This is a genomic window from Sphingomicrobium nitratireducens (assembly GCF_026157035.1).
Classification (GTDB): domain Bacteria; phylum Pseudomonadota; class Alphaproteobacteria; order Sphingomonadales; family Sphingomonadaceae; genus Sphingomicrobium; species Sphingomicrobium nitratireducens.
Genome location: NZ_JANJZA010000001.1, coordinates 180270 through 196562 on the forward strand (window position 1 = coordinate 180270; position 16293 = coordinate 196562).

The window sequence follows — 16293 nt, forward strand, 5'->3', positions numbered from 1 at the left end:
TCATGCGAATCCTATTCGTCACCCTTCCCCGAAGGCCGAGCGAGGCCGAAGCCGTACGGCCCTGGTGGCTGGTAGCGGACGGCAGGCTCGTCGCCAGCGGAAACGACAGCGGCTGGCTCCCTCGCGCAGTCGAGCGCGGCGAGGCCGGTCCGACGTCGGTCGTCGGGATCGCCGATCCCGGAGCGGTCCGTCTCTCTCCCCTCGATGCCGAAGCAACGACGCCGCAGATGCGCGGCAAGGCGGCGATCGATGCGCGCCGCGAAGCTCTCGGCGGCCTCGAGGCCAACCATGCCGTGGCGGGCGGCACGCACGTCGCTGTCGTCGCGCGCGATCGCATGCAGGACTGGCTCGACTGGGCCGCACGCTGCGGAGTCGGCCTCGACCATATCGTTCCTGCCGCTTCGCTCCTCCCACAGGACGGAACCTGGCGCGACCTCTCGCTCGGCGACTGGCAAATGAGCGCAAACGAGCACGTCGCCATATTGGACGAACCGGCTCTTGCGGCGACCCTTCGCGGCGACGCGCCGGTCGAGCGGCTCGACCAGGCCGCCGTAGATGCATTGATCGCAGGCTCCGCCTTCCCGCTTCCGCTCGACCTGCGCAGCGGACCGTTCGCGCGTCGCCGTAGCTGGCGTCCTGACCTCTCGCGCCTGCGTGAATTCGCGATCCTCGGCGGGGTGATTGTCCTGCTCGCGCTCGCCATTCCGATCGCGGAGATCGCCAAATGGTCGTTCGCGGCGGACGCGCTCGACGAGGAGGCGGCGGATATTGCATCTGCCTCGCTCGGACGCCCGGTCACTATCGACGAAGCCGAAGCGGCATTGCGCAGCGAAGGCGGCGCGCAGGCGGGCGGCCCCGCGCTGTTCGGTGCGCTCTACGCCGCGATGGAATCGGAGAATATCGTGCGCGCCAGCCAGCTGAGCTACGCCAACGGCACTGTCTCCGCGCGCCTCACCGCGCCTGACATGGCCGCGATCCAGCGCCTTCTCGACCGGTTGCAACGCGATGGCTGGCAGGTTGCCGCGCGCCCCGGCCCCTCGAGCAACGGGCAGGCGAGCGTCGACCTCGACCTGGGAGCAATCCGATGAGTGCGGCGATCGACTGGTGGCGCGGCCGGAGCCGCCGCGAGCAGTGGATGCTCGGCATCCTGGCCGCGATCGCGCTTCCCGTCCTGGTCTGGCTGCTGGTCGTGCGCCCGCTCGACGCGGCCCACCGGGACGCGCTCGACGACTATCGCATGGCGCTCGACCGGAACGGTCGGATTTCGGCCCTCGCCGCCGCGCGCGCGGGCGCTCCCGAGGGAAAGACACTGATCGTCGACGGGCCGCTGTCCGTGTACGTGGCCGACAGCGCCGCGCAGCGCGGCCTCGACCTTTCGCGCAATCTCGACGCCCCCTCGGGCGGGGTCGAGATCGCGGTCGACCAAGCCCGCCCCGAAGCCGCGCTTGCCTGGCTCGGCCAGCTCGAGCAGGACGGCCTTTCGGTCAGCTCGGTCAGCCTGTCGCCCGGCCCGGACGGGGGCGCGACCCTCACCGCCACGCTCGAAAGCCGCGCGCGATGACCCGGCGCTGGATCCTGTGGACGGCCGGCCTGTTCCTGCTCGGCCTTGTCCTCTTCTTCCCGCTCCGCCTCGCGCTCGACGCCGCGAGCGGACCGACCAGCGCGCTGAGCGCCCGCCAGGTCGGTGGAAGCGTGTGGGCCGGGCGCATCGGCGATGTCGCTCTGGGCGACGAAGCCCTGGGCACGTTCGACGTCGCGCTCTCGCCGCTTCCGCTTCTCATCGGTCGCTTCGAACTCGGCGCAACCCGGCTCGAGGACTCCAACGGTCCGTTGTCGGGCCGACTGATCGTCGGCGGCGGGCGCGAAGGCGTCGCATCGCTTTCGGGCCGCATGGGCGTCGCGCGCCTGTTCGCACCGCTTCCGGTCGAGGCACTGACGCTCGAGGAGGTCGACCTCCTGTTCAAGGACGGACGCTGCGCCGAAGCCAAGGGCCGCATCGTCGCGCTCCCGACGGCAGGCGTGTCGGCGATCCTCAACGGCCCGCTCGACGGCGAGCTTGCATGCGGCGAGGACGGCCGTGCGCTCGCCACCCTGTCGACCCCGCGCGGCGGTCACCATTTGCTGCTCGCCGCGACGGCGGAGGGTGACATCGAGGCCGAGATTGCGGTCGAGGGCGCCAGTCCCGCCATGGCGGTAACGCTCCAAGGCGCAGGCTTCGTGGAGGAAGGCGGCCGCTACGTGCTGCGGATGCGCCCGCCCGCGCGATGATCGTTCTCGCGGGGCTCCTGCTCGGCGCGATCCTCGGCAGTTTTCTTGCCACCGTGACGCTCCGCTGGCCCGAGGGCCGCAGCGCGCTCGCCGGTCGCTCGGCCTGCGATGCATGCCAAAGGCCGCTCGGCCCCCTCGATCTCGTGCCGATCCTGAGTTTTGCCCTGTCCAGAGGGCGCTGCCGCCATTGCGGCGAGCCAATCGCGCGCGACCATTTGTGGATCGAACTGGCTGCCGCGTTCATCGGCGGCGCCGCCGCGCTTCTGGCGCCGCTTCCGCAGGCGCTTGCGCTGGCGACGATGGGTTGGCTGCTGATCCCGCTCGTCTGGCTCGACTTCAAGCATCTGTGGCTGCCCAACCGGCTCGTTGCGCTTCTCGCCGTCGCGGGGATGGCGCTGGGCGGTCTGGCCACAGGCGTATCGCTGGTGGATCGGCTGATCGGCGGCGCTGCGGGCTTTGCGGCGCTGTGGCTGCTCGCCGCCGCGTTCAAGCGGCTGCGCGGCAAGGACGGCATGGGCGCGGGCGATCCCAAACTGCTCGGTGCGCTCGGCCTATGGGTCGGCTGGTGGGCGTTGCCGCCGCTGCTGCTGGTCGCTGCCGGGACGAGCCTCGCCCTCGTCCTGCTGCTCGGCGATGCGAAGGATCGCGACCGGCCCTATCCGTTCGGCAGCGCGCTCGGCGCTGCCGGTCTCGTCATCGCATTCGGGCTGGCGCTGCCTTAGGCGGCAGCGCTTTCGCCATCGTCGTCGGCCTTGCGGCGGCGGCGGCGCGGCTTCTCGTCCGCATCGTCCCCGCCGATCGACGGCGGCAGCACGTCGGCAGCGATCGTCTCGCCGTCCGAACCGTTGGCCTTGCGGCGGCGCGGCTTGGCCTCGCCCTCGGGCTCGTCCGACTTCGTGCGGCGCTGGCGCTTGGGCTTCTCGTCCTGCTGGACCGCTTCGTCCATGCCGTCGTCGCCGTCCTCGTCGTCCTGGCGGCGCGACTTGTTCGGGCGCTGGCCCTGCTGGTCGTCCTGCTTGGAACGATGATCCTCGAGCACGCGGAAATAATGATCCGCGAACTGGAGATAATACTCGGCCTGGACGCGGTCGCCCGACATCTGGGCGTCGCGCGCGAGGCCCTTGTATTTTTCGAGAAGCTGCGCGGCATTCCCGCGCTGGCGGTTGTCCTGCCGGTTTCCACCGGGGCTCCGCTGTCCCCCACCACGGCCGCGACGGCGGCTCTGACGATTGTTGATCAAAAATCCCGTCCCTTGCATGGACGCCGGCAACCAGCGTCGGACACGGCCGGGGCAAGGGGCCACCGGCCTCGCACACACTCCCTTCGGGGCCATGACACGCGCCGGGATGGGCGCCGCGTTCCTGCCTTCGATCGGGAGTTCGGAACCAGGGGCGTTCGCCGTTGCCCACGCCAATCGGCCCTGTTCCTGACGCCTGTGTAGCGATTGCAACCGGCGAATCCAAGCCTTTTCAACCGGATCGGCGGACCGAGAGGGCGCGAGGACGTCCGGCGAGGTCTTTGTGCAACACTGGGTCAAGCCCCTCTTTTCGCAGCAAATCCGCGACGGATCGAGCCTGGTCGTGCCCGATTTCGAGGATCGCGACCCCATTTTGCGTCAACAATTCACGCAATTGCGGCACGATGATCCGGTAGTCGTCGAGCCCGTCCTTACCGGCGAACAGCGCGCCCGACGGTTCGAATTCGGCCACGCCGGGCCCGGTTTGCGCGTCCTCGGCGACGTACGGCGGATTGCACAGAACGAGGTCGAACCGCTCTGCGACCTCGCGCCCCCACTGCCCGATACGAAGCTCGGCGCGTTCGGCCATGCCCAAGCGCTCGGCGTTGCGCCTCGCGAAGGCGAGCGCGTCGGGCGAGCGATCGATCCCCAGCCCCGAGGCCGCGGGCCACTCGGCCAGGGCCGCGAGCAGCAATGTGCCCGGTCCCGTGCCGAGGTCCAGGATCCGCGTCGGCCCGTCACTTTCCCGGAACGCTGCCAGCGCTGCCTCGATCAGCGTCTCGCTGTCGGGACGGGGGATCAGCGCGCCCGGTCCGACCACGAGGTCGATCGTCCAGAAATCGCGGGTTCCCGTGATGTAGGCGAGCGGCTCGCCCGTGGCGCGTCGTTCGACCAGCGCCGCGAACCCGCCAGGCACCGCGGCGGGGGGAACAAGCAAGAGCCGTTCGCGAGTGATCCCCAGCGCATGCGCCATCAGCAGTTCGGCATCGAGCCGCGGCGTGTCGGAAACGCCTGCAAGCGCGGCCGCCGCCTCGGCGAGCGCGCGGGCGATCATTCCTCGTCGAGGCCCGCGAGCCGCTGTGCCTCGTCCTCGCCGATCAGCGCCTCGACCAGTTCTTCGAGTCCCGACCCTTCGAGGATCGCCTCGAGCTTGTGGAGCGTCAGGTTGATTCGGTGATCGGTGACGCGTCCCTGCGGGAAGTTGTAGGTGCGGATCCGCTCGGACCGGTCGCCCGACCCGACCATCGACTTGCGCGCGCCCGACCGCTCGGCGTCGACCTTGGCACGCTCGTGTTCGTACAGGCGGGTGCGCAGGACCTTCATGGCCTTGGCCTTGTTCTTGTGCTGCGACTTCTCGTCCTGCTGGGTGACCACGATGCCGGTGGGAAGATGGGTGATGCGCACCGCGCTGTCGGTCGTGTTGACCGACTGTCCTCCCGGCCCAGACGAGCGATAGACGTCGATGCGCAGGTCCTTTTCCTCGATCTGGACGTCCACTTCCTCGGCCTCGGGAAGCACTGCGACCGTCGCTGCCGACGTGTGGATGCGCCCGCCGCTCTCGGTCGCGGGCACGCGTTGGACGCGGTGCACCCCGCTCTCGAACTTCAGCTTGGCGAACACGCCCGATCCGTTGATCGAGGCGACCGCTTCCTTGTAGCCGCCGACGTCCGAGGCCGACGCGTTGATCAGCTCGAACTTCCAGCCCTGCAGCTCGGCATAGCGCTGGTACATGCGGAGCAGGTCGCCCGCGAACAGGGCCGCCTCGTCGCCGCCTGTCCCGGCGCGCACCTCGAGCATCGCGGCGCGCTGGTCTGCCGCATCCTTGGGCAGCAGCTTGACCGCGAGATCGCGTTCGGCATCGGGAAGCTTCTTCTCGATCGCCGCGAGTTCTTCCTCGGCCATGGCGCGCATTTCCTCGTCCGCGTCGCGCGTCATTTCCTTGAGCGATTCGCGTTCGGCGCGCAGGCGGCGCACTTCGCGCGCGGCCTCTGCGACCGGCTCGATCTCGGCATATTCCTTCGACAGGCGCACGAAGTCCTGCGGATCGAGATCGGCCGCGGCCATCGCTTCGGCAAGCTCGTGCTTCTTCGCCTCGATCGAGGTGATCCGTTCAAGCGAGATCTGGGCCATCAGCTAACGCCCCCGAGATCGCGTTCGATGCGCTCGCCGACCAGTTCCATGAGCGGGCCGACCAGTTCGCGCGGCCCGAGCGCGCGCTGTTCGCCGCTGCCCAGTGCCTTGAACTGCACCTCGCCCTTCTCGACTTCCTCGTCGCCGATGATGATGGCCGCCAGCGCACCTGCCTCGTCGGCGCGCGCCATGCGCTTCTTCATCTTGCCCGAGCCGAGGATCTCGGTCGCAAAATGGGCGCGGCGTAGGTCGGCCGCGATCCCCGTCGCCATCGCCATCGCCGCCTCGCCCATCGGGATGATCGCCGCGTCGATCGCGTCGGGCACGGGCGTGTCGATCAGCATGCCGAGCCGTTCGATGCCGGCCGCCCAGCCGACCGCGGGCGTGTGCGATCCGCCGAGTGCCTCGATCAGCCCGTCATAGCGCCCGCCCGCCAGCACGGTGCCCTGCGCGCCGAGCCGGTCGGTGACGAATTCGAACGCCGTATGGCGGTAATAGTCGAGCCCGCGCACGAGGTGCGGGTCGAGCTCGTAGGCGATCCCCGACGCATCGAGCCCGGCGCGGACCCGGCCGAAAAAGTCCTCGGCTTCGCCCGACAGCTGCATTTTCGGCGCATCGGCGACGAACGCCTTGTCGCGTGGATCCTTTGAATCGAGAATGCGTAGCGGGTTCTTCTCGAGCCGTTCCCGGCTGTCCTCGCTGAGCTCGGCGCGGTGCGAGGAGAAATAGTCGACCAGCGCCGCGCGCCATTGTTCGCGGCTCTCGGGATCGCCGAGCGTGTTGAGCTTGAGCGTCACGCCGCCGATGCCCAGTTCGTCGAGCAGCTGCGCCCCGAAGGCGAGCAGTTCGACATCGGCGAGCGGATCCGGCGACCCGATGATCTCGGCATCGAGCTGGTGGAACTGCCGGTAGCGACCCTTCTGGGGCCGCTCGTAGCGGAAGGCGGGGCCGTGCACCGCAACCTTCATCGGCGCGTGCATCTGCCAGCCTTCGGACAGATAGGCGCGCGCGATGCCCGCGGTGAATTCGGGCCTGAGCGTGACCGAGCCTTCCGAGCGGCTCTCGAAGCTCCACATCTCCTTCGAGACGACGTCGGTGGTCTCGCCCATGGTGCGCGCGAACACCGCAGTCTGCTCGATCACCGGCACCTCGATCCGCTTGAAGCCGTAGAGACGGCGCACACGGTCGAACGCCTCGACCACCGCGTGGAAGCGGTCGGCTTCTTCGCCATACAGGCTCTGGGTGCCCTTGATGGACCGGATTTTGGCGGCTTTGCTCATGGTTCAACGGGGCGCTTAGCCAACCCTAGGCGGGCAATAAAGGGCTTTGTGTCGGCGCGCCCCCGGCACGATTAGGGCTTTTCGGTTGGCGTCCATGGGCTTAAGGGCCGCGCCATCATGAAACTCGACCTGATTCCTCCCGGCAAGAACCCGCCGGAAAGCCTGAACGTGTTCATCGAGGTGCCGATCGGCGGCGAGCCGGTCAAATACGAGTTCGACAAGGCGTCCGAGACGATCTTCGTCGACCGTATCCTCCACACGCCGATGCGTTATCCGTGCAATTACGGATTCATCCCGCAAACGCTGTGCGACGATGGCGATCCCTTGGACTGCCTCGTGATGAGCCGTTGGGCGCTGCTGCCCGGCACGGTCATCGCCGCGCGGCCCGTGGGCGTGCTCCATCTCGAGGACGAGGCGGGTGGCGACGAGAAGTTGCTCGCGGTGCCGGTGACCAAGGTCTCGCCCTATTACAAGGACGTCGAGGACTATACCGACCTTCCCCCGATCGTGGTCGAGCAGATCGAGCACTTCTTCACCCACTACAAGGATCTCGAGAAGGAGAAGTGGGTGCGGATCGGCCGCTGGGGCGGGCGCGAGGATGCCTACCAGGTCGTGCGCGACGCGATCGCGAAAGCCGACAAGAAGGCCTAGCTGCCGCCCTGCATCCGCTCGCGGCGCATGTCGCGGAAGAAGCTGCGCGGCACGAAGATCTTGCGGATCGAAATCGACACGGTGCGACCCGCCGGCTCGAGCAGGGCCGGCTGGTAGCCGAGCGGCACATCGCCGTCCGGCCCGGTCACCTTGGGCCGCTGGTCTAAGAGGTTGTCGACGGCAAGGCGCAGGCTGGTGCCCGCCAACCATGGCTTTTTCGACAGCGTGTCGAAGCGCTCGGTGAGGTTGAGCCAGGCACGCAGGTCGACCTTCGAATAGGATGAGAAATCGAGCGTGCCGTCGCCGCTGTCGACGCTCGTCGCGCTGCGCCAGTTGGCGGTAACGCGTAAGCCCAGCCCGTTATTGTAGCGCCCGCCCTGAACGGTCACTTCGTGCCGCGAACGCCCGCCGAAGCCGCTGAGCGCTTCGCCGCCGAGATAGTCGAGCCGCGGCAGTCCCGGTGCGATGGTGACATCGTCCGCGAGCGTTACCGTATGGAAGACGCTGCCGAACAGCCGGCCTCCCTGTCCGCCACCGAAGCGCCCGCCGCCGCCGCGGCGCGGGCCGCGCTGGCCCTGCTGCCGTTCGGGCGGGGGCGTTTCGGACGCTGGCTGCTGGCCCTGCGGCGCCTGTTGCTGCTGCTCGCCATCGGGCGGGGGTGGCGCCTGCCCCTCGTCGCGGCGCTGGCGGAACCGCTCGCGAAAACGACCGATCGCCTCGGCGCTCGGTGGCTTGGTCTTGAGGCTCTTCGAAAAGTCTAGTCCCCAGCGCAACTGGTCGCGCCGCTGCGAATCGTAGTTGACGGGCGTCAGGTCGACCGCGACCAGGCGGCCCTCCCCATCGCGCACGAAGCGATCGGGAAACGCACTTTCGATCGCCTCGCTCGCGGCAGGGAAGCGCGCGACCGGGTTGGCGATGCGTTCGCGCACATATTCGACACGCAGCGAGAGGTCGTTCTTCGCCGGGATCGACCAGTTGGCAGCCAGCTTGGCGACGTCGCGCTCCTCGGCGCGGAGGTCCGGGTTGCCGCCGCTGATCGCGGTCAGCAGCACCGTCTCGCCGGTGGTGAAGTCGAAGAAGCGGGTGAGCGGTTCGGCGAGGCGCGGGTCTCCCAGCTGGGTCAGCGTCGGCGCGATTTCCTCGCGCCCCCAGCTGCCGATCAGGTCGAGCCGCTTGGTCGGGCCCCACGCGAAACCGCCGCCGAAACTGGTCAGTTCGCCGAAGTCGGACAGCGATTCGATCCCCGCATTGGCGTTGAGCGCGAGCTTGCCGACGCCCGAATCGCGCGACAACAGCGGGAGTTCGAGGCTCGAAGCCGCGTTCAGGCGGCGACGGAACAGGTCGGTATCGGGATCGCTCGCCCCGTCGCGGATCGATTTCGATCGGAAGTCGAGCATGCCCGCTTCGCCCTTCAGGGTCAGGGTGATCGCGCCGGCATCGGTATCGGCCAGCGTGCCGTTGACGAGCGCGTCGATCCCGGCGGTACGGGTCAGCGAATAACTTTCATCGACCGGGAGTGAAGGCGGCGCGCCGAAGTCGCCGAGCGGATCGGCTTCCGGGTCGAGCAGGTCGATCGCGTCCTGCAATGCCGAAAGGTCGGCGCCGCGGTCGCGGCGGCTGGTCGCATCGGCGATTCCCATGTTGGCGGTCATCGACCAGCGCCAGTCGCCCGGCTCACTGGTCAACGCGGCAGCGACCTGCGCCTCGCGCGAGCGCGAGCGGCGGCCGAGCGGGTCGGTGCCGACGAGGCGCAGCACGCTGGTTTCCGCGCCCGGCGGGTCCGCGAAGGGGCTGTCCGCAGGCAGGTCGAGCCCGACCACGGGCGCGCCGAACAGCGAGGCGGTATCGTTCTGCTCGAGCCCGAGATTGACGCTCAGCCCCTTGTCGCCGAGCGGACGGCGATGGGTCGCGTTGAGGCGGTAACGCTCGCGGTTGGGGAGCAGCGAGCGATACGGCCGCGGGTCGGTGGCATCGGGAACGGTGCCGACCGGCACGAGCAGGATGTCGCGTTCGTCCTCGCGCAGCATGCCGTCATGCTCGGCGTCGAAGGCGATGCTTGTGCGCGTGCCGCCGCGCAGGATCAGCCGGTCGATGTCGATCTCGCCGCCCGCGCGCCCGCCGCGCGTCGCGCCGCGCCCCTCGAGCTGGAGCGTGGTCGAATTGAACCGCTCGCGCAGCACGAAGTTCACCACGCGCTGGTCGGGCTTGTATCCGTATTGGAGCGCGACTTCCTCGGGCAGGATGTCGACCCGCTCGATCGCCTCGGGCGGAAGGTCGCGCAGTTCGCGCCAGCCCGACACGCGTCGACCCTCGATCAGGATGACCGGACGGCCCCCGCCGCCGCCGCGCACGCTGCCGATCTGGGGCGACAGCGCGTCGAGCAACTCCTCGATGCTGGTCGCGCCCGTCGCCATCACGTCGCGCGCGTCGAGGACGTATTCGGGCTCGATCTGGCCCGGCACCGAGCCGCGCGGGGCTTCGACGATGATCGTCTCCTCGCCCCCTTCGCGCTCCACGCGCACGCCGTCATCGGACTGCGCGGTTTGCGCCTGCACACTGCCGGCAAGGGCGATGGCGGCAAGGCTGGAGCAGCCGAGAAAGACGGAACTACGCATCGAGAACCCCTGACATCGGACGAAATCGCCCTCACCGAACTGGCGCGACGCGCCTGAACCTGCAATGGCTGGACCATCGCAAACGATCTTGGGGGAACAACGATGCGCCTTACCCTGTTTGCCGCCTTCCTGCTAGCGGGATGCGCCACCCAGCCGCTCGATGCCGCGCAGCACGCGCCCGGCAACGCCGAACGCGAAACCGCCGCCGCGCTGTCGCGCGCAGCCGCGATCGAACCCAGGATCAACGCCATCATCGCGCTCGACCCGACCGCGATCGAGCAGGCCCGCGCCATCGACCGTTCGGGCGAGAGCGGCCCGCTGGTCGGCGTGCCGGTCCTGCTCAAGGACAATATCGAAGCCAGGGGCCCGCTCCCGACGACCGCGGGCAGCCTCGCGCTCAAGGACAATGTGACCGATCGCGACAGCCCGCTGGTGGCGGGCCTGCGCGATGCGGGCGCGGTGATCCTGGGCAAGACCAACCTGTCGGAATGGGCCAATTTCCGGTCCGAGAATTCGAACAGCGGCTGGAGCGCGGTGGGCGGCCAGACCTACAATCCCCACGCGCTCGACCGTTCGCCCTGCGGCTCGTCGAGCGGCTCGGGCGCCGCGGTCGCCGCGGGAATCGTCGACGTCGCCATCGGCACCGAGACCAACGGTTCGATCACCTGTCCCGCCGCGATGAACGGCATCGTCGGGTTCAAGCCCTCGGTCGGCATGGTCAGCCGCACTCACATCGTCCCGATCAGCGTCACGCAGGACACGGCCGGCCCGATGACCAGGACCGTCTATCAGGCGGCGGCCGTGATGGATGCGATCGCGGGGAGCGACCCGGCCGACAAAGCAACGGTCGGAACCGACAAGTTTCGCGGCACCTTCGTCGCCGGGCTCGACGGCGCGAGCCTTAAGGGCGTGCGTCTCGGGGTGCTCGACTTCGCGACGGGCTTCGGCACCGACGAGGCGTTCGCAGCCGCCAAGGCCCAGCTGGAGCGGCAGGGCGCGATCCTTGTGCCCATCGCCGAGATCGGCGCGGAGCCGCTTGCTGACGAGATCAGCTACAACATCCTTCTCGTCGAATTCCGCGACGGGCTGAACAAGTATCTCGCCTCGACGCCTTCAGCGGTGAAGACGCGCACGCTTGCCGACCTCATTGCCTTCAACAAGGCCGACCCTCGCGAGCTCGCCGTGTTCGACCAATCGATCTTCGAAAAGGCGGATAAGACCCGCATCGACGACCCCGACTATCTCGCCGGCCTCGAGAAGAATCTTGCCTGGTCGGGGCCGGACGGCATCGACCGGCTCCTCAAGGCCAACGGCGTCGAGGCCCTGATCTTCCCGACGACCGCGCCAGCAATGCTGATCGATCATGTCCATGGCGACAGCTGGCATGGCGGCGGGGCGGGCTACATCGCGGCGTGGGCAGGCTATCCGCACCTCACCGTCCCGATGGGAACGACCAAGGGCCTGCCGGTCGGCCTCAGCTTCATGGGCGCCAAGTGGACCGACGCGCGCATTCTCGCCCTCGGCCACGCCTACGAACAGGCGCGTCCCGCGCTGCCCACGCCGCAATTCTATCCCAGCGTGATGGCCAACCCGCTGTTCGTTCCGCTGCTGGCAAAGCCCTAGGCGGTCAGCTTCAGCCCCGCGATGCACGCGACGATGCCGAGGATGAGGAGCAACCGCACCGTCGTGCCCGGCTCGTCGTAGAAGGCGATGCCGACGACGACTGTGCCGATCGCACCGATCCCGCCCCATACCGCGTAGGCGGTGCCCATCGGGATGGTCCGCGCCGCCCGCTCGAGCAGCGCCATGCTGAGCGCGACCGAGACCAGGAAGGCGAGCGTCCAAGGCAGGTTCCTGAACCCGTCGACATAGCGCAACGTGGTGGTGAACCCGACCTCGAACAGGCCGCCGAGCACAAGCAGGACCCAGGCCATCACGCGGCTTCCATCGGGTGGTCGGCGGGTTCGGGCCGCGCCGCGATCCAGCATCCCACGACGATCGCCACCGCCCCCGCGACGGTCCACGGCGAAGGCACTTCGGAAAAGACCAGGAAACCGAACAAGGCGGCCCACAGGAACCCCGAATATTCGCTGGTCGAAAGGTAGCTCGCCTCGGCGCGTGCATAGGCCCAGGCCAGCCCGAGCATTCCCGCGATCGACAGGCCGGTCGCCACGAGTAGTGCCCGCACCGACGCGGCGGGAAAGGCGGGAACGCCCGCGACCAGCGAGACAAGCCAGAAACCTGCGCCCGCGATCGCGAAATAGTAGAAGGCGATCTCGATCGGCCCGGCGCGCTGGGACTGCTTGCGCATCAGCAGCATGTTGAACGCGTAGAGCGTCGCCGAGAGGAGGATCGACAGGCCGCCGAGCAGCGCCTCGCGCCCGAGATCTGCCTGCGTCTGGCCGAACAGGATGGTGGCAACGCCGAGGAAGGCGAGCCCGGACCCGCCGAGGATGCGCTTGCCGACCTGCTCGCCCAAGAGCGGGCCGGCGAGGATCGCGGCGAGCAGCGGCGCGATGAAGGCCAGCGCGATCGCCTGCGCCATCGGCACGTAGGTCAGGCCCCAGAAGAAGGTGAAGCTCATCGGCACCATCATGATGCCGCGCACGAGATGGAGTCGCATGGTTGCGCGCTCGGGCCAGCCCTTGCGGGTCATGAGGTAGGCCGCGCCGACCAGCGGGATCGCGATGAGGGCGCGCCACGACAGGGCGGACAGGGCGCCCGCCTCGAGGCTGACCTCCTTCATTGCCGCGTCCATGGCCGACAGGAAGCCGATCGCGATGATGGCGCCCGAATAGGCGCGCAGCGGGGACTGGACCGCGCTCACGTCGTGGCCTGCACCAGTCGCATCAGGTTGGCAAAGGCGGGCTTGGAGGCGGCACGCATCCGCTTGAGGATCGCCATCCGGGCCGTGTCGTCAGGTGCCACCGCCGCGACCGTCTTCGCAAAGCCGTCGAGCCGGGAGTCGACCAGGAAGCGCCCGATCTTCTCTTCCTCGTTCCAGGCCTTCTGGTTGAGCATGTTGACCATCGTCGCGAGGGCATACTGGTCGAGGCCATCGGGCAGCGGGATCGGACGTGCGAGCGCGTTCTTCTTCTCGTCCTCCGTGTAGTTGGCCTCGATGAAGGCGGTGAGTGCGGCGCTGAACGCGGGCTGGGGAATGCGGATCATCTGCAGCGTGATCCGGCCGTCCGCCCACAGCGGCACCGGCGGGCGGCGCGTGACGGCGGTTGCCGTGCAATCGATGAACAAGGCGCCGTCCGGCACGGCGCTGTCACCATCGTCGAACGTCATCCGCCCCTTTCCGATTGAGCGGACGTGACCGCGGCGCACGACGTTCTCGACGGTGCGCGCGAGTGCCACTTCGGCGGGCGAGCTGGTCGCATAATGAAACATCGAGGGCCGATGATCGGGGTCGATCCGCAGCATGTAGTCGACCGCTTCCAGCCGTTCGAACAGGTCGTCCGGATCGCTGGCCGCCGCGATCGCCTCGAGCCAGTCGGCTTGGCCTTCGAATACCTGTTCGAAGAAGTCCATTCCCGGCTGCATCCTGGAACGATTGAACAACCAGCTGTCGCGGGGACGCACCCAGGTGATCGCCGGGGCTTCGACGCCCGACTGGAGGAGCCAGAGAACCGTGTCGATCGCGGTCTTGCCGCCCCCGAGGACGACGAAGGCGCGCGGCGCATTCTCGCCTTCCTTCCAGAGGTGAGGAAGCGCGTTGGGCGGCACCATGCGCGCCCCTTCTTCCACGTCGAACCGAGGCGTGTGGGTCGAAGGGACGGTGGTGCCGTAATAGGTGGAATCGACGAGGGCGCGCCGGACCGCGATGTCCTTCTCCTCGCCCGTCAGGATCGAACGGAAGCGCCCTTCGCCGAGCCATTCGTGGCTGGGGAAGTAGCGCACCCGCCCCGACGGCAGCAGGCGCCTCGTCATGACCTTCTCGAAATAGACTGATACTTCTGATCCGGAAGCGAGACCGAGCAATCCCTTGTTGAGCCCGTCCCGATCCACTTCGCCGTCGCAGAGCTCGAGCGAATTGACACCGTAGAATGCCGACGGCTGGTGGAGCGTGACGAAGCTGTAGGCGTCGTTCCAATGTCCGCCGGGGCGCGCATGATTGTCGATGATGACGATGTCGGCGGCCGGGTCCTGCGCGAGCAGCGTGTCGGCAAAGGCGAGGCCCGAGGCCCCGGCCCCGATGATGCAATAGTCGGTTTGGAGCCCGGCCAACTACTCCGCCGCTTCCGGCGTGCCCGCGTCGGTCATCCCGGCCTCGATCTCGGCGGCCTTCTTTTCGACCAGCGCGACGATGTGATCGACCATGTCGGCGTCCTGCACGTGATGGTCGGTCAGTCCGGAGAGATAGACCATGTGCTTGCCGTTGCCGCCGCCGGTGATGCCGATATCGGTCTCGCGCGCTTCGCCCGGCCCGTTGACCACGCAGCCGAGCACCGAAAGGCTCATCGGCGTCTTGATGTGCTGGAGGCGCTCCTCGAGCGTCTGGACGGTGCGGATCACGTCGAAACCCTGGCGCGCGCAGCTCGGGCAGGAGACGACGCGCACCCCGCGCGAGCGAAGGCCCAGCGCCTTCAAAATCTCGAAGCCGACGCGGACTTCCTCTTCGGGCTCGGCCGACAGCGAGACGCGGATCGTGTCGCCGATACCCGCCCACAGCAGCGAGCCGATGCCGATCGCGCTCTTGACCGTCCCGCCGATCAGCCCGCCGGCCTCGGTGATGCCGAGATGCAGCGGGCAGTCGACCTGCGAGGCGAGGTCCGAATAGGCCGCGACCGCCATCATCAGGTCACTCGCCTTCACCGCGACCTTGAAGTCGTGGAAGTCGTGGTCCTGGAGAATGCGGATATGATCGAGCGCGCTTTCGACCAGCGCGTCGGGGCAGGGCTCGCCATATTTCTCGAGCAGGTCCTTCTCGAGGCTGCCCGCGTTGACCCCGATGCGGATCGCGCAGCCATTGGCCTTGGCCGCCGCGATGACTTCCTTCACCCGCTCGTCCGAGCCGATATTGCCGGGATTGATGCGCAGACACGCAGCCCCCGCGTCAGCGGCTTCGAGCGCGCGCTTGTAGTGGAAATGGATGTCGGCGACGATCGGTACGTTCGCAGCACGCACGATCTCGGGCATCGCGGCGGTGCTGTCCGTGTCGGGGCAGGACACGCGGATGATGTCGGCGCCGGCTTCCTCGCAGCGGCGGATCTGGTCGATCGTCGCCTTTGCGTCCGAGGTCGGCGTGTTGGTCATCGTCTGCACGCTAATCGGCGCATCGCCTCCGACGGGAACGGAGCCGACCATGATCTGGCGGGATTGGCGGCGCTCGATGGTGCGCCAGGGGCGAATGTCCGACATGGGCACCGATATAGGCGCGCTCGGTGACGAACTAAAGTCGCTGTCGATCATTGGGGGAGAAAGACAGGAGAGCCCCATGCCCAGCATCGTCATCACCGGAGCCAGCCGCGGGATCGGGAAGGGGCTGGCCGAGGCCTATGCAGGCGAAGGCTGGGACGTGATCGCGACCGCACGAAGCGACGGGGACCTCGCGATGCTCTCGGCCATCGACGGGGTCGAGGCGCATCGGCTAGATGTGACCGACGAGGCTTCGCGGAGCGCCTTCGTGGACGCGGTCGGTGACCGCCCGGTCGACGTCCTCCTCAACAATGCCGGCATTCTCGACGGCGGGCCACCTTCGGTCGAAGCGTGGCAGAGGAGTTTCCTCGTCAACACCATCGCGCCGACGCTGCTGAGCCAGGCCCTTGCCGACAATGTCGCGGCATCCGAGAGGAAGGTCATCGCCCTGATGTCATCCAAGGTCGGCTCGATCGACGACAATTCGGGCGGCGGGATCGTGATGTACCGGAGTTCCAAGACCGCCGCGAACATGGCGTTTAAATGCCTCGAGATCGAGCTGGCCCCGCGCGGCATCTCGACCGTGATTCTCCATCCCGGCTGGGTCCAGACCGAAATGGGCGGCGAGAATGCGCTGATCGACGTCGCCACCAGCGTGGCCGGCCTGCGCGAACGGATCGCGGAGACAAGCAGCGACAATAGCGGCCGTTTCGTCACCTATGACGGGCAGCCGATCGCCTGGTAGGGC

16 protein-coding genes are annotated in these 16293 nt (G+C 68.2%); 7 read left to right on the forward strand and 9 right to left on the reverse strand.

Annotation, left to right across the window (positions count from 1 at the left end):
• The first annotated feature begins 2 nt into the window (after window positions 1-2).
• From gspL to NNY25_RS00875, 4 genes are read left to right on the forward strand one after another with little or no spacing between them, the layout of a single operon-like run.
• On the forward strand, window positions 3-1088 hold the full coding sequence (gene gspL, locus NNY25_RS00860; RefSeq protein ID WP_265569468.1) for a type II secretion system protein GspL: 1086 nt from the start codon (window positions 3-5) through the stop codon (window positions 1086-1088).
• Complete coding sequence (gene gspM / locus NNY25_RS00865; protein WP_265569469.1) at window positions 1085-1561, forward strand: type II secretion system protein GspM; 477 nt, start codon at window positions 1085-1087, stop codon at window positions 1559-1561. The genes gspL and gspM overlap by 4 nt, the downstream gene beginning before the upstream one ends.
• Entirely contained in the window at window positions 1558-2268 is a 711-nt protein-coding gene (gspN, locus tag NNY25_RS00870; protein WP_265569470.1) for a type II secretion system protein N, read from the forward strand. The genes gspM and gspN overlap by 4 nt, the downstream gene beginning before the upstream one ends.
• The gene (locus tag NNY25_RS00875; RefSeq protein ID WP_265569471.1) at window positions 2265-2990 is read left to right on the forward strand and encodes a prepilin peptidase; all 726 of its coding nucleotides are present in this window, start codon (window positions 2265-2267) and stop codon (window positions 2988-2990) included. The genes gspN and NNY25_RS00875 overlap by 4 nt, the downstream gene beginning before the upstream one ends.
• Here NNY25_RS00875 and NNY25_RS00880 read toward each other — a convergent pair.
• From NNY25_RS00880 to hisS, 4 genes are all read right to left on the reverse strand, one after another.
• Window positions 2987-3508, reverse strand: a complete 522-nt coding sequence (locus tag NNY25_RS00880; protein ID WP_265569472.1) for a DUF4167 domain-containing protein — start codon at window positions 3506-3508, stop codon at window positions 2987-2989. The genes NNY25_RS00875 and NNY25_RS00880 overlap by 4 nt on opposite strands.
• A 229-nt stretch (window positions 3509-3737) precedes the next feature.
• A complete protein-coding gene (gene prmC / locus NNY25_RS00885) occupies window positions 3738-4559 on the reverse strand; it encodes a peptide chain release factor N(5)-glutamine methyltransferase (protein WP_265569473.1) in 822 nt (273 codons plus the stop codon).
• Window positions 4556-5635 carry a peptide chain release factor 1 gene (prfA, locus tag NNY25_RS00890; protein ID WP_265569474.1) on the reverse strand — a complete coding sequence of 360 codons (1080 nt, stop codon included), beginning with the start codon at window positions 5633-5635 and terminating at the stop codon, window positions 4556-4558. Before prfA ends, prmC begins: the two co-directional genes overlap by 4 nt.
• The gene (gene hisS, locus NNY25_RS00895; protein ID WP_265569475.1) at window positions 5635-6915 is read right to left on the reverse strand and encodes a histidine--tRNA ligase; all 1281 of its coding nucleotides are present in this window, start codon (window positions 6913-6915) and stop codon (window positions 5635-5637) included. The genes prfA and hisS overlap by 1 nt, the downstream gene beginning before the upstream one ends.
• 117 nt (window positions 6916-7032) lie before the next feature.
• On the opposite strand from hisS, the gene ppa reads away from it, so the two are divergent.
• Window positions 7033-7566 carry an inorganic diphosphatase gene (gene ppa / locus NNY25_RS00900; RefSeq protein ID WP_265569476.1) on the forward strand — a complete coding sequence of 178 codons (534 nt, stop codon included), beginning with the start codon at window positions 7033-7035 and terminating at the stop codon, window positions 7564-7566.
• Here the strand turns inward: ppa and NNY25_RS00905 are convergent.
• Window positions 7563-10181, reverse strand: a complete 2619-nt coding sequence (locus tag NNY25_RS00905; protein ID WP_265569477.1) for a TonB-dependent receptor — start codon at window positions 10179-10181, stop codon at window positions 7563-7565. The genes ppa and NNY25_RS00905 overlap by 4 nt on opposite strands.
• A gap of 102 nt (window positions 10182-10283) precedes the next feature.
• Here NNY25_RS00905 and NNY25_RS00910 point away from each other — a divergent pair, with 102 nt between their 5' ends.
• Window positions 10284-11804: an amidase gene (locus NNY25_RS00910; RefSeq protein ID WP_265569478.1), complete on the forward strand. Its 1521-nt coding sequence runs from the start codon at window positions 10284-10286 to the stop codon at window positions 11802-11804.
• Here NNY25_RS00910 and NNY25_RS00915 read toward each other — a convergent pair.
• Genes NNY25_RS00915 through ispG form a run of 4 tightly spaced genes read right to left on the reverse strand, consistent with a single transcriptional unit; the run spans window position 11801 to window position 15548 of the window.
• A complete protein-coding gene (locus NNY25_RS00915) occupies window positions 11801-12115 on the reverse strand; it encodes a DMT family transporter (protein ID WP_265569479.1) in 315 nt (104 codons plus the stop codon). The two genes, NNY25_RS00910 and NNY25_RS00915, sit on opposite strands and share 4 nt — an antisense overlap.
• Window positions 12115-13008 (reverse strand): DMT family transporter, encoded by an 894-nt coding sequence (locus NNY25_RS00920; RefSeq protein WP_265569480.1) that lies wholly within the window; start codon window positions 13006-13008, stop codon window positions 12115-12117. Before NNY25_RS00920 ends, NNY25_RS00915 begins: the two co-directional genes overlap by 1 nt.
• Complete coding sequence (locus NNY25_RS00925) at window positions 13005-14414, reverse strand: NAD(P)-binding protein (protein WP_265569481.1); 1410 nt, start codon at window positions 14412-14414, stop codon at window positions 13005-13007. The genes NNY25_RS00920 and NNY25_RS00925 overlap by 4 nt, the downstream gene beginning before the upstream one ends.
• Window positions 14415-15548: a flavodoxin-dependent (E)-4-hydroxy-3-methylbut-2-enyl-diphosphate synthase gene (gene ispG, locus NNY25_RS00930; protein WP_265569482.1), complete on the reverse strand. Its 1134-nt coding sequence runs from the start codon at window positions 15546-15548 to the stop codon at window positions 14415-14417.
• 76 nt (window positions 15549-15624) lie between these two features.
• Here ispG and NNY25_RS00935 point away from each other — a divergent pair, with 76 nt between their 5' ends.
• The gene (locus tag NNY25_RS00935) at window positions 15625-16290 is read left to right on the forward strand and encodes an SDR family oxidoreductase (RefSeq protein ID WP_265569483.1); all 666 of its coding nucleotides are present in this window, start codon (window positions 15625-15627) and stop codon (window positions 16288-16290) included.
• The last annotated feature ends 3 nt before the right edge of the window (window positions 16291-16293 follow it).